Source organism: Sphingobacterium sp. UGAL515B_05 (assembly GCF_033097525.1).
In the GTDB taxonomy this organism is placed as follows: domain Bacteria; phylum Bacteroidota; class Bacteroidia; order Sphingobacteriales; family Sphingobacteriaceae; genus Sphingobacterium.
The window spans coordinates 1,905,078-1,923,784 of the sequence record NZ_CP109907.1 but is presented as its reverse complement, the minus strand read 5'-3'; the positions used below and the strand labels follow the sequence as shown (position 1 = coordinate 1,923,784).

Genomic DNA, 18,707 nt, shown 5'->3' with positions numbered 1-18,707 from the left:
TTTTTAATGTATTTAAGGCCCTGTAAGGCATAAAAAAGCCTCTGGGCATGCATTGCATGTCCAGAGGCTTTTCATTCGTTCTCGAATGATTATTGTTATTGATTGCTCTGTCCGTTACCGGATTCTTTTTGTTCTGTTGTTTCTTGCGTTGCCGGAATATTTACCGGAGGTCGCTCAGTAACATATTTCTGATAAGCTGTCTTTTGTTCATCTGTTAGCAACTGAGCTATTTTAGTATCTGATTCACCTTGAATTTTGGATATGCTTTCCTTTTTGGCATCTGCTGTAGCTGTCGTGTCCTGAATAACGGCTGCAATAGCCTTTTCTTGATCCAATACGATTGTTGATACCGCAGTTTTCTGCTCGTCATTTAATGTCAGCTTTGTAACTAATTCAGTCACTACCTTTGTTGCATTTTCTTCCGGTGTTGTTTGTTGTGCAAATGTTAGGCTCATCGCTAGGAAGAAACCTATGCCTGCTAAAAATAACTTTTTCATGATGTTCAATTTTAGATGAAATTATTCAATGTTTTTTTGCTACTTAATTTTACGTTGTTGTCGATTATTGACCAGATTCAGTTTTCGTAGGCTCAGCTGCGGTCGGCACAGCTTTAGCTGGTCTTTCAGTGATGACTTTTTGATAAAGCGATTTCTGATCTTCAGTAAGTAATTGACTGACTTTGGTATCTACTTCAGTCTGTAGCTTATGAAGTGCTTCACTTTTTGCTTGGGCAGAAGATCCACTATCTTTTACTATCGTCTGTTCTGCTTTTGCCTGATCCAATAGAATGGTCGATACCGCAGTTTTTTGCTCATCATTCAGATGTAGTTTCTGTACAAGTTCGGTCGTTGCTTTAGCTGCGACTTCCTCTGGAGTGCCCTGTTGGGCAAATGTCAGGCTGAGTGCCAAACAAAATCCGATTCCTGTTAAAATTAGCTTTTTCATATCTATTGTATTTAAAAAGTTACAATTAAACGATCTTGCTATAAAAACTAAGGAAAGGGTGTTTATATTGTATCAACTATGTTACTTTAACAAAGTTTTAACATTAACGAATTGTTATTCATGTGGATATGGGCTTTTATAGATGCGTGAATGCAATAACTTCGATGCTATTATTCACATTTATGCTGTTAATAAGCTCCATAAAGTTAGATGAGCTAACTGCTGATGACAGCGCCAGAATCAAATTGAAGGGGAAATAGAAAAGCCCTTGTAAATAATACAAGGGCTTTTCTAAAGTAGTTTTAATTAATTGTCGGAACGTTTAGACATTCTTTCCTTCATTTTTTCCTGTTGTTCGTCAAATAGCTTAGCTTGGTCAGCGGTAAGCCATGATTTGATTTTGGTTGTTTGTATTTCCTGAAGCTGTTTATATTTTTCCATGTTCGCTTTTCGATCTCCCCCCTCATTTCGAAGTGCAGCCCGTTGTTGAGCCTGACTTAAGGTAAGGTTATAGATCGAATCTTTTTGCGTTTGATTGAGGCTTAATAATTTGTCTAAATGCTCTACGCGCATTTTAGCTTGTTCTTCAGGACTACGTTGCTGACGTTGTTGGGCAAAAACTCCTGTAGCACTTAAAAATAGACAAGCTACTGCCATTAAAATTTTCTTTTTCATCTTTGTATAGTTTATATCATGAGTGCCGAATATCGGGTATACACTCAATTTGTTCATGATAGACAGAGCGAAAACTTCTGAGATTCTCTGTTTACATATAGAATATAAATTTGATGAAAAAGTTTAGTATAGTATCTGATCTTAACAAAATTTAAGGTTGATTAACACTTTGAACCACTGCATCATATAGCCTTTCATGGAATATTTCCTGTTGGATAGGGTCGTGAAATTGAAGACCGATCGGTAGATAAGCCAAATCAATTGCTGTAAATTTCTGTTTAAAAGGTTTTAATCGCTGAAAGTCCTTTTCAGTTGTCAATACGATCTTGTTGCTACTTGCCAGATTGTGGTAAGATTTTGCAATTTGATTGATATCCGATTCAGTAAAAGAATGATGATCTCCAAAGGAAATGTGTTGGATTGAATTGGCTTTGTTTTGGAGATAATCTACTAAGGGTTGAGGTTTAGCAATACCGGTAACCAAAATAATGTCTTTGCCTTTGATATCGATTAGACTTCCTTTACTATTGATGGGTTCAAGATAGTCGATATAGCTAAATACAATTAAAGCTTCTTTGTTATAATACCTGATTTTGTTTTCTATCCGTTTTTTTTCTTCGGTCGAAAGATCAATAGGACATTTCGTAATTACTATGATCTGTGCTCGTTTGGCCTCCATCAGGAGATCCCTAAAGTTTCCTGTGGGAAATACGAGCATAGGTTGAGAAAATGATAAAAAATCAAATAATAATATATTGAAAAGAGGTGATAATTTTCGGTGTTGATAAGCGTCATCCAGAATAATAAGTTGATGAGTTGACTGAAGTTTTTCAATTCCAGTACAACGATCCTCACAAACTGCAACAGTGACAGCCGGAAATTTATTTTTGAACTGCAAGGGCTCGTCACCGACGTCCGTGGCCGATGAATTCGTCTGTACCAAAAAGAAACCTTTGGTGCTACGTCCATATCCTCGACTGAGTATTGCCGTTTTAAAGTGGTCTTTAAGACTTGAGACAATAAATTCTGTCATTGGGCTTTTTCCTGTCCCACCTACGGCAAGATTTCCTATAACTACGGTTGGAATGTCAAAAGACTGCGATGGAAGCAGCTTAAGATCATATAATCTATTTCTTATCCACACCACAAGGGCGTAGATGATGGTAAAAGGAAATAATAGATATCGTAATAAGCGTATCATTTTGGAACAATGGTTAACCCTACGTCTGTGATTTCTTTCAACGGATTTTCTTTCATGTTCTGTTCGATGGAAATTGTGTAAATTCCTGTGTCCGGAAATAGGTAATCTTTATGAATGATGGATTGATTGTTATACAAGCTACCAGAGGATTTTCCTAGCCATTTTCCATCCGATCGGGCCATTTTTATTTCTTTACGAAAAGTATATTGCTTTTTACCTGGGCCTCGTTGGTAAATAAGTACAAAAAGATTGGAAAAAGCATATTCCGGTGTATGACGGACATCCATCAATACATCATATCGTTTGGTATTGTCGCCGATATGAAATTGAAAACTAGGCGGTGATGTATTCAGCCAAGCTTTATTATCAATGGGTTTATTTTCATTTATGACAAAAGTTTGGTCACAAGAACACCCTATGCCGATACATAACAAACCAATCAGGAGAGGAGAGCTTTTGAGTTTCATGTTTATTTATAAAAAGAATATGCCTAATGGGTTAAAATTAGGCATATTTTTTTATTCTGCTTTCGGTGCAGCATTGTTGTTATTACCTTTGTTTTTATTCCGATGGCGATTGAAGCGCTTTTTGGGTCTGTTATTAGATCCTTCTTTATTCTCTTTATTCGCGGCCGAAGCTGCGGCATCGGTCGAAATCTGAGGTTTAGTACTTTGTCTAGGTGTACTTTGTTCGGACTTCTCAGTTTTTTGTCCATCCTTACTTTCAGGTTTGACCGTATTGCTTTTGGATTTTCTTTTTTTCTTTCGTTTATTCCGGTCATCAAGTCGAGTTAAGCTATCTTGTCCGACTACATTTTCGTAATCGTAATTGATATTTTTCTCTTCTCTGACTTCATCGTTATCTACTGCACTCGAAATTGCTTCCGGTTTGATCCCCTGTTTATTCATATCGACAAGCTCTTTAACTTGTTGAACAGGCAATGCAATCCAGTTTTCTGCTCCAGGAAAAGAGAACCACATCATTTTCTTGAAAATATCGGTCTTTTGAAGATAAGCAACCCCTTTTAGCGTTTCGATGCGGTCGATATTATTCGGGATGTCTTTTAAAGCATCCATGTAACTATCTAATTCATAATTGAGACAGCATTTTAATTTACCGCATTGTCCCGCTAGCTTTAACGTATTCAAAGAAAGATTTTGATAGCGTGCTGCCGACGTGGATACTGTTTTGAAATCCGTTAACCAGGTTGAACAGCAGAGTTCGCGGCCACAGGAACCGATTCCACCGAGGCGGCTAGCTTCTTGTCGCATACCGATCTGGCGCATCTCAATGCGTATTCTGAAAGCTTCGGCCATTTTTTTGATAAGCTCACGGAAATCCACGCGGCCCTCAGCAGTGTAGTAGAAGGTAGCCTTGGTTTTATCACCCTGGTAGTCAACATCAGAAATCTTCATGGACAAACCTAGGTCCAAAGCCAGTTTACGTGCTTTGTGCATCGTTTCCCATTCGAGATCTTTTGCTGCGTTATACTTCTCTACATCCACTTCATTGGGCTTCCGATAGATTTTTTTAGTTACCATCTCTGGGGTAACATTGTTCTTTTTTAATTGTAGTCTGACCAATTCACCCGTTAAGGAGACATGTCCGACATCATAGCCACCAGTAGAAGGTTCTACAACGACCATTTCCCCCATTTCAAGGTAGGTATTGTCTACATTAATAAAGAAATCTTTTCGTGATCCCTTGAATCGTACTTCGACGATATTAAATGGTTTATAGTTTGAAGGCATATCCATGTCGGAAAGCCAGTCATATACATCTAATTTATTACATCCGCTAGTCATGCAAGAGCCATTGTTCTGACATCCTGCCGGTGTACCATTTGTCGTGGTAGTACCGCAACCTCCGCCGGATGAGCAACTGCCACATCCCATAGTTTTCTATATTATATATTGAGTTCCTTTCGGAAACGTTTTGTACTTGTATATTAATGTTAACTGCAAAGATAAATCTAAAAATAATATTTTGGGATTTGCATTTCTTTCTACAAAATAATGTGTTTCCTCAAATAGATTTATTGTTGCTTCAATTTGTTCAACGGTATAGTGTACGGCAAATTTTTGGACAAAATCCAATTCTTTGGCCGGTAAGAACACTAAGCTGGAAAGACCTTCTTTGATTAATATAATCTGACGCATCATATTAATTGCATAAAAAAGAAAGCTTTTTTGGTTTTCTCGCCCCATTTTTGAGAGCTCTTCTTCTACCAGGGAAATCATATTGGTCCCTGCGTCCGAAACGATAAAGCGCAGCCAGTTTACCAAAATGCCAAAATGATTATTTGTCTGCGCGTGCAATAGGTTATTTGCTTCCTGGAGATTTCCATCTGCAATAAAAGCAATCTCTGATGCCTCTTCATCCGAAAGTTGATGTGCCGTTTTTAAGTACTGCGTGACCTCACCATGATCCAGCTTCTTTATTTTGACCAATTGCGTACGTGATATGATTGTATTTAATATTTTGTCCTGATTTTCTGCAACCAGAATAAAGAGCGTTTTTTCGGGTGGTTCTTCGATTAACTTTAACAGCGCATTACCTTGTGTGTCCAGGTATTCGGGAAGCCACATAATTAAAACCTTATATTCAGCTTCGAAGGATTTGAGGCTTAATTTCTTGATGATCGCATGGGCTTCAGCGATATTGATATTGACCTGTTTGTTGTCCGCATCCAATTGATTGCGCCAATATTCCAATCCCATATACGGATTAGATAAAAAAGATTTTCTCCAGCTGTCCGCATAATCGGATGCCGTATCTTCCTTATGTTTGGCTATGAAAGGATAGGACATGTGGAGATCGGGATGGATCAGCTTATTATATTTTCGACAAGAGGGGCATTCGCCACAACTGTCGGTTGACTGTCGGTTTTCACAATTCAAAAACTGTGCATAAGCATAGGCTAATGCAAGGCTGCCGGAGCCCTCTGGACCAAGAAATAATTGCGCATGACTCACACGATTTTCATGAACCGTGCGAACTAAATGTTCTTTGATGTCTTTGTGCCCAATGATCTCTTTAAACTGCATACACTACTGCTATTATACAAATGTAATAAATATTGTGATTTATCGGGCCGAATTTGCTTTCTATACTTTTGGCGCTGTGCTTATTAATTGAAATACAATTGCTTATTTGAGCGATCGAAATCTCTTTATGTGGAAAGAAAGCGGCCTGTAAAACTGAAAAATATTGATTAATTTGTGTATTATTGCACATAATAATTAGTATTCAGGAAATGAGATTCATTGTATCAACATCAATTTTATTAAAGCAGTTACAAGCTATCAATGGCGCATCCAGTACAAGTACTGTTTTGCCTATCTTGGAAAACTTTCTTTTTGAAATAAAAGACAATAACTTGACTATTTCTGCTACGGATCTGCAAACAAGTATGGTTACTTCTTTACAGATCGAAGCAAAAGAAGAGGGAAGAGTAGCCATGCCTTCGAAGATTTTGATCGAGACGTTAAAAACCTTACCAGATCAGCCAGTAGCATTTTCAGTAGATATGAATACCTTGGCTATTGAGATCAGTGCAGGTGATGGAAAATATAAGTTGAGTGGAGAAAATGCCGACGATTTTCCTAAAATTCCTTCAATCGATAACGGGTCAGTTATTCAGATGCCAGCTCCTATTTTGTCAGAAGCGATCAGTAAAACGATCTTTGCTGTCAGTAACGACGAATTGAGACCGGCGATGTCTGGTGTTTTGGTGCAATTAGCTGAAAAGAATGTGACTTTTGTCTCTACCGATGCACACAAGTTGGTGCGTTATTCGAGAACTGATATTGGTGCTGAAAAACCAGCATCACTTATTTTGCCGAAAAAGGCACTTTCATTGCTCAAATCGTCGCTACCATCCGATGATGTTACAGTATCGATAGAATATAATCAAACCAATGCGTTCTTTAGCTTTGGCAATATTAATTTGATCTGTCGTTTGATTGATGAACGTTACCCAGATTATGCTGCTGTAATCCCTCAAGTCAACCCTAACAAGTTAACTGTAGATCGATTATTGTTTTTAAATACCTTGAGACGGGTGGTGATTTTTGCTAATAAAACAACCCATCAGGTTCGTCTGAAGATCTCAGGAAGTGAATTGCATATCTCTGCAGAAGATTTAGATTTCTCTAATGAAGCGCATGAACGCTTATCCTGTCAATTTGAAGGGGATGATATGGAAATCGGTTTTAACGCCAAATTCCTTGTGGAGATGTTAAATAACTTAGAGAGTGAAGAAGTTGTTTTGGAGATGAGTACGCCAAATCGTGCCGGTTTATTGATTCCGGCCGTATCTGAAGATCATGAAGATATTTTGATGTTGGTGATGCCTGTTATGTTAAACAACGCTTAATCTTCATCAGGGTTTGGAACTAATTACGCATCTTATAGACTTTATTCTCCATATTGATAAACATTTGGTTGAAATAGTCAATGATTATCAGACTTGGACGTACCTTATTCTGTTTCTTATTATTTTTGTAGAAACAGGAGTGGTTGTGATGCCTTTTTTACCAGGAGATTCATTGTTGTTCGCAGCGGGCATGCTAGCCGCACAACCAAATGATCTTAACGTATGGTTGATGATTTTCATTTTATTGGTAGCCGCGGTTTCTGGGGATTCTTTAAATTATGCTATTGGTAAGCATTTTGGTATGCGCCTAACGAAATTTAAGCTCTTTGGTAAGCAGGTAGTCAAAGATGAGCAAATTGCCAAGACTCATTCTTTTTATGAGAAATATGGCAGTAAAACAATCGTTATCGCTCGATTTGTACCTATCGTACGTACCTTGGCGCCTTTCGTTGGGGGGATTGGAAAGATGAATTATGGTACCTTCATTACGTATAATGTCGTAGGAGCTGTCTTGTGGGTGGGTGGTATAACCCTTGCAGGATACTTTTTAGGAAATATTCCGATTATCAGAGATAATTTCTCGAAGGTCGTATTGGTCATTATTTTTATATCGATATTACCAATAATCTTCGAGCTTATTAAAGAAAAGATAAAAACTAAAAAGGGAGTCCAATAAGATTCCCTTTTTTTATAGATCAAAAAAATGGAAATCATTTCACAGTTTATTGATTTTATAGTGCATATCGATCAGCATCTTTTGCAACTGATCAATAGTTATGAAAACTGGACTTATCTGATTTTGTTTTTAATCATCTTTGCGGAAACAGGATTTGTTGTTACACCATTCCTTCCTGGTGACTCAGTTTTGTTTGCCTTGGGTGCGATAATTGCGCATCCTGACTGTCAGCTTTCTTTGCTACTATTTATAGTCATCTTAGTTTTTGCTGCTATTTCCGGGGATTTTGTGAATTATGAAATTGGCAAATATGTTGGAATCCATGTTTTTAAGCCGGGATCAAGGATATTTAAGCCGACTTACTTACAAAGAACACAGGATTTTTATGCAAAACATGGAACAAAAACCATTATTTATGCGCGATTTGTGCCCATTGTTCGAACTTTTGCGCCATTTGTAGCCGGTATTGGTAAAATGCCCTAGAGGGTCTTCGGAAAATATAATATAGTTGGCGGTGTAGTATGGGTTTCATTGTTTATGCTTGCAGGTTATTTTTTTGGACAGCTGCCATTCTTTAAGCATAATTTCTCCCTTGTTATTTTGGCCGTTATCTTTATTAGCCTAATACCCATGCTTATACAGTTTCTGACTGCAAATAAATCAAAAAAAGATTAAACGCTGCATACTAAATATCGTCTTTTAGGGTTAAAGGATTGATACGAAATATTCCTATTGAAAAAGTACAGGCACTCTGCCCAAATGTAGTTTGGAGGCGATAAAATTGAGTTAAGTGGGCAAGATCGTCTGGATATTTCGTAAGGTCATTGAAGAAGAGATTTTTTACGTATGAACTATTTGGTTTTAGCATTTACCCTGCTTTTTACACAGTCTATTTTCGCCCAACGTGTGGTTGTTGATCATGGTCAAGCCATCGAGGCCTATGAGCTATTGAACAAAATTCGTACAAATCCCGAAAAGTATAAGAAGGAACTGAAGCTTTTTAATCTACAGAAGATTAAACGAACCAAGCTCAATTGGAATAAACAGTTGGCCGAGGTTGCGGTTTATCGTGCAAAAGATATGGCTAAACGTTCTTATTTTGACCATGTCTCACCTGAGGGCTATGGACCTAATTATTTCATTGACGAGGCAGGATATCAGCTTAATCCGGCATGGCTGTCCAAACGAAATGCAAACAATTTTGAGTCCATTGCGGCCAACCGATCCAGTGCTACCGCTGGCATTAAGGCCTTGATTATCGGAAAGGAAGCTCCGGGTTATCATCATCGTACCCATTTATTGGGCATGGATCAGTGGAACGCTTCGCTCTATGATATTGGGATTGGTTATGTTGAATGCAAAGGTGCCAAACCTTATGAAAGTTACTTAGTAGTTATCATCGCCAAACACGATTGGTAAAATAAAAAGAAAGGTAATTTGGCGAGTATCAGCAATTAATCGATACAGTGTATTTAATTTTTACTGAAAAGTCATACCTTTGCATATGATAAAATCCATGACAGGATATGGCACAGCCTCCGCTGATAACGGTAAAGTTAAATATAGTGTCGAAATAAAGTCCTTAAATTCAAAATTCCTTGAATTAAATCTTCGTTTGCCCAAAGTTGTTTCGGACAAAGAATTAACCCTGCGTACTGAAAGCAGCAAACTTATTGAACGTGGTAAAGTTAACATGAATGTAACGGTTGAATACACGGATCAAACTGCGAAGGCGTCTTCCATTAATGCTGATTTACTCAAAAAATATTATAGTCAATTGCAGCAGATTGCTGTAGAGCTCAACGATACGAATGTCAACCTGTTTGAACTCGCATTAAATATGCCTGAGGTAATCACGAACAATGATGATTCGGTTGATGATGAGGAGTCTAAGGTATTGATGGATGCTTTTTATAATGCTGTCAAACGTTTTAATACATTTCGTGAAGATGAGGGAACTGTACTTGCTGGAGACTTAAAAAAGCGGGCTGAGCTTATTTTAGTTTACCTTGCTGAGGTAGAGGCTTTGGAAGTAGAACGTATACCTTTGATCAGACAGCGTATCGAGCAATTTTTGAATGATACGGTTGGTAAAGAAAATGTCGATCAAAATCGATTTGAGCAGGAACTGGTTTACTACATCGACAAATTGGATGTGACTGAGGAGAAAGTGAGATTGCGCGCCCATTGCAACTACTTTTTAAAAGCGTTTGATTCAGCCGATTCAAATGGTAAAAAATTAGGTTTTATCTCACAAGAAATGGGTAGAGAAATCAATACCCTTGGTTCTAAAGCCAATCATGCCGGAATCCAACAGATTGTGATTAGAATGAAAGAAGAATTAGAAAAAATAAAAGAGCAATTGCTCAACGTATTATAAGGATGAGCGGTAAATTAATTATATTCTCGGCCCCATCAGGAGCGGGTAAAACAACCATAGTAAGAGATCTTTTAAGCAAACATGGCGATAAAATAGAGTTTTCCATTTCGGCGAGTACACGTGACCCTAGAGGACAGGAAGTAGACGGAAAAGATTATTATTTTATGTCAAAGGAGGAGTTTCTACATAAGGTCGCTAAACAGGAGTTCATCGAGTTTGAAGAAGTATATTCAGGAACATTTTACGGTACGTTGCGTTCAGAAATTGAACGTATTTGGAAAGAAGGTAAACATGTTATTTTTGATATCGATGTGGTTGGTGGACTACGTTTGAAATCAAAATTCCCAGAACAGGCAATTTCTATTTTCGTACAGCCACCATCATTGGAGGTGCTTAAGGAGCGTTTGACAGGGCGTGGAACGGATTCAGAAGAAAAATTGAAAGAACGTTTTGCCAAAGCTGAACTGGAACTTACCTATGCCAATAAATTTGATGTCATATTGAATAACTTTGATTTAGCTACTGCATGTGCCGAAGCTGAAGAAATTGTTATGGGATTTATCAATAAATAAGTCCATGCGAAAAATTGGTTTGTATTTTGGTTCTTTTAATCCGGTGCACATAGGGCACCTGATCATCGCTAATTATATGGCCAGTTTCACTGAATTGGATGAAGTTTGGTTTGTGGTCTCTCCTCAAAATCCATTTAAGAAGAAATCTACATTGGCAGATCCCTATGATCGTCTGGAGATGTTAAATCTGGCTTTGGAAGGTGCTGAACACCTGCGGGTAACAGATATTGAATTCCATTTACCAATACCGTCATATACGATAGATACACTCACTCATTTAAAAGCAAAATATCCCAATCGTGAATTTGTGCTCCTCATGGGAGAAGATAGTTTGGAATCTTTGGAAAAATGGAAAAATGCGGATATTATCTTACGTGACTACCAGATTTATGTCTACCCACGTCCTGGATATGATGGTGGAAAGCTTAAGGATCATCCTTCAATCACCATTACAGCTACACCACTGATGGAATTGTCTTCTACCTTTTTGCGAAAGGCAATCAAGGAAAATAAAAATATTCAATTTTTTGTACCGCAAAAGGTGATAGAGTTTATCGATAAGAAAGGTTTATATTCTTGATATCGACAAAAGTAAAAGAAATATAGTATCCCTGGGTTTTATTAAATCTGGGGATTTTTGTTAGGAGCAGAGGGTATTCATTACAAAAAGGAATTATTGTATGTAGAAATCATTGCAATTAGGAAAAGGCAGATCGGGGCGAAAGGGAGTTCTATATAATAAAGAGGAATAATTTTTGTAGCAGTAATTTCTTTATTTTTAAAAGATATTAAATCATACGATATGAAAAGGGGACTTTTATTTTTTATTTCTTTCCTGTGTTGGGCAGGTGTTTTTGCACAAACGAATTCGGAGGATGACGAGAGTCTTTTTATGGATCCTGCTGCTATCGAAATGCGGAACAAAATGACCATCCCGCCCTATGGTTTGGACAAAGTAAAGGCGTTAATCGCAAAAATAATCCCCGAAGAAGATAAAGAAACGACCGATGCTGGAACAAATGCAATTTCGGCTACTGATTTCAAAAAGCTGTCCCTGCGCGAAAAGTTTACCTATACCATGATTCACGCAGAATTATATGCACAGAATTGCGCTATACCTGAATACCAAACGCAGATCGACAAAAAAATCTTTGGCACCTTATTGGACGGTTTTAATGAGTCGTCCTGGTCGCAAAGACAGACCGATTTTTTGCAGGAGAATAGGGATTCAGTAATCAAACTTATCCAGGAATCTGTTATCCGAAGCAAACGGATGGGGGTAAATTATAAGCATGCCCTAGTGGAGCTCAACGGCTGGCAAATGATTCCTTTTATTATTGATTATGCCAAGAAGACACCGAAAGACAAAGATGCCCTGACCTTATTGATGTTGCTGATGAAACGTGGTGAATATAGTGAATTTATAAAGTCTACGTCTTTTAAAAAGTTATATGGAGAAAATAGCAATTATTACTCCTATCTAAATTACAATAAAGAAAATGAGGCGCTGATCTTTAGTCGGGCGCTAAAATATTACGAAGAGAAAAAAAGCAAGTAGCGCAGTTGGATTTTTAGTATTCGAAACTTCAAATTTGTATTATAACAAACGGCAAGGAGAATGAGGAAGTTACTCTATTTAATAGGATTGATTGTTTTACATCTTCAATGTGAAGCCCAAGCTGGAAACTATATCCAGATTCCGGCCGGAGACTATCCTTTGGGTGATACAGGTAGTCTAGACAATCCCAAAAGAGTTGTAAAAGTTGAATCGTTTTGGATCGCTAAGTTTGAGCTAACGAATGCTGAATTTGAGAAATTCGTTCAAGCAACAGGCTATAAAACATTAGCAGAACGCTATCACAATGCCATGGTCTTTGAGCCTGGCTTGGCAGAGTTTCGTTGGCTACAGGATAGTACAGCCTATTGGCGCTTTCCGAATGGGGTAAGTCGTGGCGGCATTGAGGCTAAGATGGATCATCCTGTTACCTGTATCTCCTATAAGGATGCGCTGGCATATTGTACCTGGGCAAACTGTAGATTACCCTCTTTTGACGAATGGGAGGTGGCGGCCAGAGCGGGTAGCGAAGGCTATTATTTTGCAGGTTTCAGTAAAGAGAATATGGGTGAATATGCAAATGTATGGCATGGAAAAGATCATTTGAAAGCGGATTATTCTGATGGCTATCTGTATACTTCTCCTGTTGGAAAATTCAAACCCAATCCATGGGGGCTTTATGACATCTTTGGAAATGTCTTTGAATTTTGCACCGGAAAGCTTGAAAGAGATGGTGATCGCTCTATTGCCCATGCCCGAGGAGGCTCCTGGTGGTGTAGTAAAAATAGCTGTGCTGCTTTTAATACGATATATATAGGTGCAGTTAGTCCCAATGCATCTTTTAGTAATTTGGGGTTTAGAATTGTAAAAAAAGTCTTTACCCCTTCGGATAAAGACTCTTAAAACAAACTTATCGTAAAGGTTGATTATTATCTTCCCATCCAACCACCATCCACGGTAAGGATGGTTCCATGTACATAGTCAGAAGCTTTTGAAGCGAGGAATACGGCTGGCCCCTTAAAATCTTCTGGAGTTCCCCAGCGACCTGCAGGTATACGGTCCAAAATGGACTTAGAGCGTTCAGGGTCGTCCCTAAGTGCTTCGGTATTATCCGTGGCGATATATCCTGGAGCAAATCCGTTTACGTTGACACCTTTGGAAGCCCACTCATTCGCAAAAGCCTTTACCATAGATCCTACAGCACCTTTTGAAGCGGCATATCCCGGAACATTGATACCACCTTGGAAAGTTAACAAAGATGCTGTAAATACGATCTTTCCAGTTCCACGTGAAATCATGTCCTTTCCAATTTCACGTGTTAATATAAATTGCGCATTTTGATTGATCTCGATAATTTCATCCCAATATTCATCTGGATGCTCGGCAGCAGGTTTACGAAGGATATTTCCGGCATTGTTAAACAGAATGTCAATCGTCGGATGCGCTGATTTTACTTTTTCGATAAATTTGTAAAGTTCTGTCCGTTTAGAGAAATCACACTGATAGGCATAGAAATTTTTGCCTAATGCTTTTACGGATTTTTCTACTGCAGAGCCTTCAGTTTCCAATGACGCTGAAACGCCGATAATATCTGCTCCGGCTTCAGCCAATGCTTCGGCAATTGCCTTGCCAATTCCTCTTTTGCAGCCTGTTACCAAGGCTACTTTCCCACTTAAGTCAAAAGATTGCAGTATGGACATTATTTTGAATATTTTATTGTTAATGGTTGATCTAAATTATTTTTAAATGTTTTTACATAAGATTGCCATTGCTCAAAACTACCTATTTTACCCGCTTTATTGAACGCAGCCCCCGCAAAATAAACCAGTGGTTTATCATTTTTGACGGTGGTTGCCAGTAAAAATTGTTTTGGACTATCTTTGAATACATATTTTACTTTTGGTAGAATAACCGCAGTTCCTGTAATTTTATCTCCTTCTGCAGGTTCCCAATACGCTAAAATGCCATTCTTTACATCATTTAGAATTTGAGGTTTTTCCTCTTTTCTTTTAGCTATCCCCACAACAATTGGCGTAGAGGCAGAGGTTGCGTTTTTGATAGAATAGCTTATTTTGTTCAATTGACTCCCAGCATCTAAGGAAACGGTCTTTTCAACCTGTAGCTGCTGACCCTTTACATTCTCCGGTTCATAGATAAGTTTGAATGTGGAGCGTAGCGGACCATTGTCCAATACCTCGTATTGGCGATAATGCTTATGGTAAACAACCTGTTCGTCAATAAACGGAGTTGCATCGCCAACGCCCAAGGTTTGTCCAACGGAATAATAATCTAAGCCTTTGCCATGATCGGCATGATAATCCCCAGTTTTATACCATTCGTCAACAACAAGGTCATTGCTACGTTTTGCCCAGAAGTCAAAGCCCTGTGCATCTTCTGAGCTGCCTTCTAAAGCCTTTCCATAGGCTCTAAAAGCCGCAATATCGTTTTCCCATGCAAAGTCATCTTTGCGTTCGGGGACGTATCTTGCATAGGTCTTGGAAGCAATAGCTGTAGGTTTATTCCCATTAACACCAAAGGTTGTTGAACTTTTAGGAGCAACGGTTATTTGGATTAAAATATTTTGTGCCGTTGGTTTTCCAAGTTTCTCAAGCTGATAGGCGAGTTCCTTTTTATCCTTATCCACAATCGTAAATACACTGTTTTTTAACTCGAAGTGTTTCTCGAATGTTGCATAAGGGATACTGATCAACTCTGTTCTTGCGCTAGCGGAAGAGTTGTTTACAGTAATGGTTTTGTTGTTCTGCGCAAAAGCAAGTGTTGAAAGTCCTAGCGCTAAACTTAATACGAGTGTTTTTTTCATATTACTTCAATTCTGTGATGGCACATTTGTCCATATCGTCATAATCTAAATTTTCACCCGCCATCCCCCATATAAAGGTATAATTGGAAGTTCCAGCTCCGGAGTGAATTGACCATGGTGGAGAAATTACAGCCTGATCGTTGTGCATCCAGATATGGCGGGTCTCATCGATGGGTCCCATAAAATGTGATACCGCCTGTCCCTCTGGTAATTCAAAATAAAAATAGACTTCCATACGACGATCGTGGGTATGGGATGGCATTGTATTCCATACAGAACCCGGTTTTAACTCGGTCATTCCCATCTGTAATTGGCAGGTTTGTACCACTTTGTTCAATAACATCTGGTTGATCGTACGGTGGTTAGCTGTTTCCAATGAACCCAATTCTATTTTATTTGCATCTTCTTTCGTTACCTTTTTAGTTGGGTAGCTGCAATGTGCAGGAGTGGAGTTTAAATAGAATTTTGCGGGCTGTGCGGCGTCCTTGCTTGAAAAATAAACCTCTTGAGCACCCTGGCCGATATAAAGGGCTTCTTTGGTATTGAGATCATAAGTAATGCCGTCAACTTCAACTTGACCGTTCCCACCGACATTGATAATACCCAACTCTCTTCTCGAAAGGAAGTAAGGTTCTTTTAATAATGCGGGAATGGTATCTAATTTGATTTTTGAGCTTACAGGCATTGCTCCACCAGCCATATAGCGATCATAGTGGGTATAGACAAAATTAATTTTGTCTGCTTCAAAAACTGTTTCAATTAGAAAATTCTCCCTTAACCCTTGTGTATCTAAAGTTTTGTATTCCTTTGGCCCTATTGCATAACGGGATTCAAAATTAATGCTCATAACTGAATTATTATCTTTGTTTGTCTGTTTGAATGCTAAATTTAGGGCTAATATTTGTCAATAACGACACAATCTTACGCAAACGATGTCGTAGTGATCGGTGGTAAATCATACCCCTACCAAAATATACCTAATAACAATATTTAACCAATGTTTAGACAGTGAATAATCGGTATTTATTCAGTCGTTACTGAGCAAGCACTGAACGAGCACTGAACAAGCACTGAACAAGCACTGTTAAATCATATAACTTGGTTACCATCTTATTTCCGTTTGCTGCATCTAAACTCATCGATCATTTGCAGCTTCCTTTGTTCGTGTGAACCCCTGTTTTCACAGTCGCTTAAGCCGTTGTCATGTCCTAATGAGCGACCTTTACAGATAATAATTGCCTGTTGTGTCAATATTATTTACATCTCGGTTTCAGATTTACTAACTTCGTATATGGTAAAGAAGAAATCCTCATATTCTAAAAGCATACACACAGATGGAGAGCACTGAGGATTCCTGAAGACCTTTAAAAAAGAAATTATTTACATATGAAGCCCAATATTTTAGTTGTTAATGACGATGGTATCACAGCGCCGGGGATTAAGGTGCTATTGGAGGAGATGCAGAAAATAGGAAATGTAGTTGTCGTTGCTCCTGATTCGGCGCAATCTGGAATGGGGCATGCCATTACACTTGGTAGACCGCTACGTTTGGATAAAATCAATTTATATGAAGGGGTTGAAATGTATCAGTGTTCAGGAACACCGGTAGATTGTGTGAAACTTGCGGTGAATAAAGTTTTTAAAGGACAAAAGCCAGATATATGCGTCTCGGGGATCAATCATGGGCTCAACAATTCAATCAATGTGTTGTATTCCGGTACGATGTCTGCTGCGGTAGAAGGGGCTATTGAAGGGATTCCTTCTGTTGGTTTTTCGCTCGATAACTTTTCCCATGATGCGGATTTTAGCTATTGCAGACCTTACGTGATTTCTATTGCCGAGCAGGTGCTGGCGAATGGTCTTCCTAAAAACACATTGCTGAATGTTAATTTTCCGCAAACAGCAGGTTTTAAAGGTATTAAAATTTGTAGACAGGCTGGCGGGCATTGGGTAGAAGAATTTGATGAACGTATTGATCCACACAATCGCGATTATTATTGGACAACGGGTAAATTTGTCTTGCAGGACAGGGGCGAAGATACCGATAGTTTTGCATTGGCCAATGGTTATGTATCTGTCGTTCCGACACAGTTCGATATGACGGCACATCACGCTATCCCAGAATTGAATTCATGGAGCTTTGATCATCTGGGAAATACAAGGGGAGACGATAACCGTGAAAAATAAGCTCTGGATAGGATTGGGTATCGGTACTGTATCTCCAGTATTGGCTCATATTTTAGTACGTTTTACGGATCTTGAACTTCATTTTTTACCCGAGAAACCCATGGCTATCTATACCATAGCCGTATTGGTTAATTTAGTGCTTTTGCGTTTTGCGTATCGATCGGGGAATGATCATCTCGGAAAAGGAATTATTGCCAGTACTTTTTTGGCAATGATACTTTACCTGATCACGCATAGAATTACGGTTTGATTAAAATTCATAAATCCCATCTGACGGATGGGAAAAATTTTGTACAACATGAAATTAACATTAGGATTTTCTCCATGTCCAAACGATACATTTATTTTTGATGCATTGATTCATCATAAGATAGATACCAAAGGACTGGATTTTGAGGTGGAATATCAAGATGTGGAGACCTTGAACCTGAAAGCTTTTCAAGGCGATCTTGACATCACCAAACTGAGCTATCATGCCTTTGCCTACGCGGTTGAAGATTATGAACTGCTCGATGCAGGTAGTGCTTTAGGATTTGGTGTAGGGCCTATGCTGATTACGAAGGATCCGAAATTAGCGAAATTACTTCAGCAAAAATTAGAAAGAGCTGAAAGCCTGGAGGGATTCGATCAACTGAAAGTGGGTTATCCAGGAAAATATACAACTGCTAACTTTTTATTAAGCTTGGCATTCCCCGAATTAAAAAATAAAGTAGAGCTTGTTTTTTCGGATATTGAGGGAGCCTTACTTGATGGATCCATTGATTTGGGATTGATTATTCATGAAAATAGATTCACCTACGCCGAAAAAGGACTGCATAAAGTCGTCGATCTGGGGGAGTACTGGGAGAAGACGACAAAATTTCCGATTCCTCTTGGCGGAATTGTCGTAAAACGTAGTTTGCCACAAGAGGTGAAGGATACATTGAATACAATTTTAAAGGAAAGTGTAGAATTCGCATTTGCCAATCCGAAATCTGGACTTGAATTTATTCGTGCGCATGCACAGGAAATGAGTGAAGAGGTGATGTACAAACATATTGAACTTTACGTCAATAAATATTCAGTAGAGTTGGGGCTTGAAGGACGTGATGCGATTACGAAGATGTTTGAAAAGGCTCAGGAACTGGGATTCATTCCGCAATCAGACCAAAAGTTGTTTTTATCATAATCAGCTGACGGTTTAGAGGCATATATTATCCAGAAAAACTTCACGTAAAGGTAGCCTAATAGGGGATAAATATATATCGGATTCTTGCTGGCTGAAAGGAACTGACATTTTCAATAAAAATAACGTAAAAAAAATGGATGTAAGCTGTT

General features: G+C 38.5%; 22 protein-coding genes. 12 read left to right on the top strand and 10 right to left on the bottom strand.

Annotated features, from left to right (window positions below; genetic code table 11):
* Positions 1–95: 95 nt before the first annotated feature.
* The 7 genes from OK025_RS07760 to OK025_RS07730 all read right to left on the bottom strand — a co-directional run bounded on the left by OK025_RS07760 (position 96) and on the right by OK025_RS07730 (position 5,868).
* On the bottom strand, positions 96–497 hold the full coding sequence (locus tag OK025_RS07760) for a hypothetical protein (protein ID WP_317669000.1): 402 nt from the start codon (positions 495–497) through the stop codon (positions 96–98).
* A gap of 64 nt (positions 498–561) precedes the next feature.
* Positions 562–945 carry a hypothetical protein gene (locus OK025_RS07755; protein ID WP_317668999.1) on the bottom strand — a complete coding sequence of 128 codons (384 nt, stop codon included), beginning with the start codon at positions 943–945 and terminating at the stop codon, positions 562–564.
* Positions 946–1,251: 306 nt separating this feature from the next.
* Entirely contained in the window at positions 1,252–1,620 is a 369-nt protein-coding gene (locus tag OK025_RS07750; protein ID WP_317668998.1) for a hypothetical protein, read from the bottom strand.
* Positions 1,621–1,771: 151 nt separating this feature from the next.
* Entirely contained in the window at positions 1,772–2,821 is a 1,050-nt protein-coding gene (gene lpxK / locus OK025_RS07745; protein ID WP_317668997.1) for a tetraacyldisaccharide 4'-kinase, read from the bottom strand.
* Positions 2,818–3,288: a gliding motility lipoprotein GldH gene (locus tag OK025_RS07740; protein WP_317668996.1), complete on the bottom strand. Its 471-nt coding sequence runs from the start codon at positions 3,286–3,288 to the stop codon at positions 2,818–2,820. Before OK025_RS07740 ends, lpxK begins: the two co-directional genes overlap by 4 nt.
* Before the next feature lie 51 nt (positions 3,289–3,339).
* Positions 3,340–4,716, bottom strand: a complete 1,377-nt coding sequence (locus tag OK025_RS07735) for a regulatory iron-sulfur-containing complex subunit RicT (protein ID WP_317668995.1) — start codon at positions 4,714–4,716, stop codon at positions 3,340–3,342.
* 6 nt (positions 4,717–4,722) lie between these two features.
* Positions 4,723–5,868 carry a hypothetical protein gene (locus OK025_RS07730; protein WP_317668994.1) on the bottom strand — a complete coding sequence of 382 codons (1,146 nt, stop codon included), beginning with the start codon at positions 5,866–5,868 and terminating at the stop codon, positions 4,723–4,725.
* Between the two features lie 209 nt (positions 5,869–6,077).
* On the opposite strand from OK025_RS07730, the gene dnaN reads away from it, so the two are divergent.
* The 9 genes from dnaN to OK025_RS07685 all read left to right on the top strand — a co-directional run bounded on the left by dnaN (position 6,078) and on the right by OK025_RS07685 (position 13,285).
* Entirely contained in the window at positions 6,078–7,199 is a 1,122-nt protein-coding gene (gene dnaN / locus OK025_RS07725) for a DNA polymerase III subunit beta (RefSeq protein WP_088159749.1), read from the top strand.
* 13 nt (positions 7,200–7,212) lie between these two features.
* Positions 7,213–7,875 carry a DedA family protein gene (locus tag OK025_RS07720; protein WP_317668993.1) on the top strand — a complete coding sequence of 221 codons (663 nt, stop codon included), beginning with the start codon at positions 7,213–7,215 and terminating at the stop codon, positions 7,873–7,875.
* A gap of 27 nt (positions 7,876–7,902) precedes the next feature.
* Positions 7,903–8,358: a VTT domain-containing protein gene (locus OK025_RS07715; RefSeq protein ID WP_317668992.1), complete on the top strand. Its 456-nt coding sequence runs from the start codon at positions 7,903–7,905 to the stop codon at positions 8,356–8,358.
* A gap of 363 nt (positions 8,359–8,721) precedes the next feature.
* Positions 8,722–9,294, top strand: a complete 573-nt coding sequence (locus OK025_RS07710) for a CAP domain-containing protein (RefSeq protein WP_317668991.1) — start codon at positions 8,722–8,724, stop codon at positions 9,292–9,294.
* Positions 9,295–9,379: 85 nt separating this feature from the next.
* Positions 9,380–10,255, top strand: coding sequence for a YicC/YloC family endoribonuclease (locus OK025_RS07705; protein WP_317668990.1), 876 nt, complete (start codon positions 9,380–9,382; stop codon positions 10,253–10,255).
* Positions 10,256–10,257: 2 nt separating this feature from the next.
* Positions 10,258–10,827, top strand: a complete 570-nt coding sequence (gene gmk, locus OK025_RS07700) for a guanylate kinase (protein WP_075990439.1) — start codon at positions 10,258–10,260, stop codon at positions 10,825–10,827.
* 4 nt (positions 10,828–10,831) lie between these two features.
* The gene (nadD, locus tag OK025_RS07695) at positions 10,832–11,407 is read left to right on the top strand and encodes a nicotinate (nicotinamide) nucleotide adenylyltransferase (protein WP_075990440.1); all 576 of its coding nucleotides are present in this window, start codon (positions 10,832–10,834) and stop codon (positions 11,405–11,407) included.
* A 222-nt stretch (positions 11,408–11,629) separates the two neighbouring features.
* Positions 11,630–12,385 carry a hypothetical protein gene (locus tag OK025_RS07690; RefSeq protein ID WP_317668989.1) on the top strand — a complete coding sequence of 252 codons (756 nt, stop codon included), beginning with the start codon at positions 11,630–11,632 and terminating at the stop codon, positions 12,383–12,385.
* 60 nt (positions 12,386–12,445) lie between these two features.
* A complete protein-coding gene (locus tag OK025_RS07685) occupies positions 12,446–13,285 on the top strand; it encodes a formylglycine-generating enzyme family protein (protein WP_317668988.1) in 840 nt (279 codons plus the stop codon).
* A 26-nt stretch (positions 13,286–13,311) separates the two neighbouring features.
* On the opposite strand, the gene OK025_RS07680 is transcribed toward OK025_RS07685, so the two are convergent.
* Genes OK025_RS07680 through kduI form a run of 3 tightly spaced genes read right to left on the bottom strand, consistent with a single transcriptional unit; the run spans position 13,312 to position 16,050 of the window.
* Positions 13,312–14,076, bottom strand: coding sequence for an SDR family oxidoreductase (locus OK025_RS07680; RefSeq protein ID WP_317669762.1), 765 nt, complete (start codon positions 14,074–14,076; stop codon positions 13,312–13,314).
* A gap of 5 nt (positions 14,077–14,081) precedes the next feature.
* Positions 14,082–15,203, bottom strand: a complete 1,122-nt coding sequence (locus OK025_RS07675) for a DUF4861 family protein (RefSeq protein ID WP_317668987.1) — start codon at positions 15,201–15,203, stop codon at positions 14,082–14,084.
* A gap of 1 nt (position 15,204) precedes the next feature.
* Positions 15,205–16,050: a 5-dehydro-4-deoxy-D-glucuronate isomerase gene (gene kduI, locus OK025_RS07670; RefSeq protein WP_120335649.1), complete on the bottom strand. Its 846-nt coding sequence runs from the start codon at positions 16,048–16,050 to the stop codon at positions 15,205–15,207.
* A 539-nt stretch (positions 16,051–16,589) separates the two neighbouring features.
* On the opposite strand from kduI, the gene surE reads away from it, so the two are divergent.
* The 3 genes from surE to OK025_RS07655 are packed head-to-tail and all read left to right on the top strand — an operon-like array spanning position 16,590 to position 18,558.
* Positions 16,590–17,390: a 5'/3'-nucleotidase SurE gene (gene surE, locus OK025_RS07665; protein WP_317668985.1), complete on the top strand. Its 801-nt coding sequence runs from the start codon at positions 16,590–16,592 to the stop codon at positions 17,388–17,390.
* Complete coding sequence (locus tag OK025_RS07660; RefSeq protein ID WP_317668984.1) at positions 17,380–17,640, top strand: hypothetical protein; 261 nt, start codon at positions 17,380–17,382, stop codon at positions 17,638–17,640. Before surE ends, OK025_RS07660 begins: the two co-directional genes overlap by 11 nt.
* A gap of 48 nt (positions 17,641–17,688) precedes the next feature.
* Complete coding sequence (locus tag OK025_RS07655) at positions 17,689–18,558, top strand: menaquinone biosynthesis family protein (protein ID WP_088159757.1); 870 nt, start codon at positions 17,689–17,691, stop codon at positions 18,556–18,558.
* Positions 18,559–18,707 lie beyond the last annotated feature (149 nt).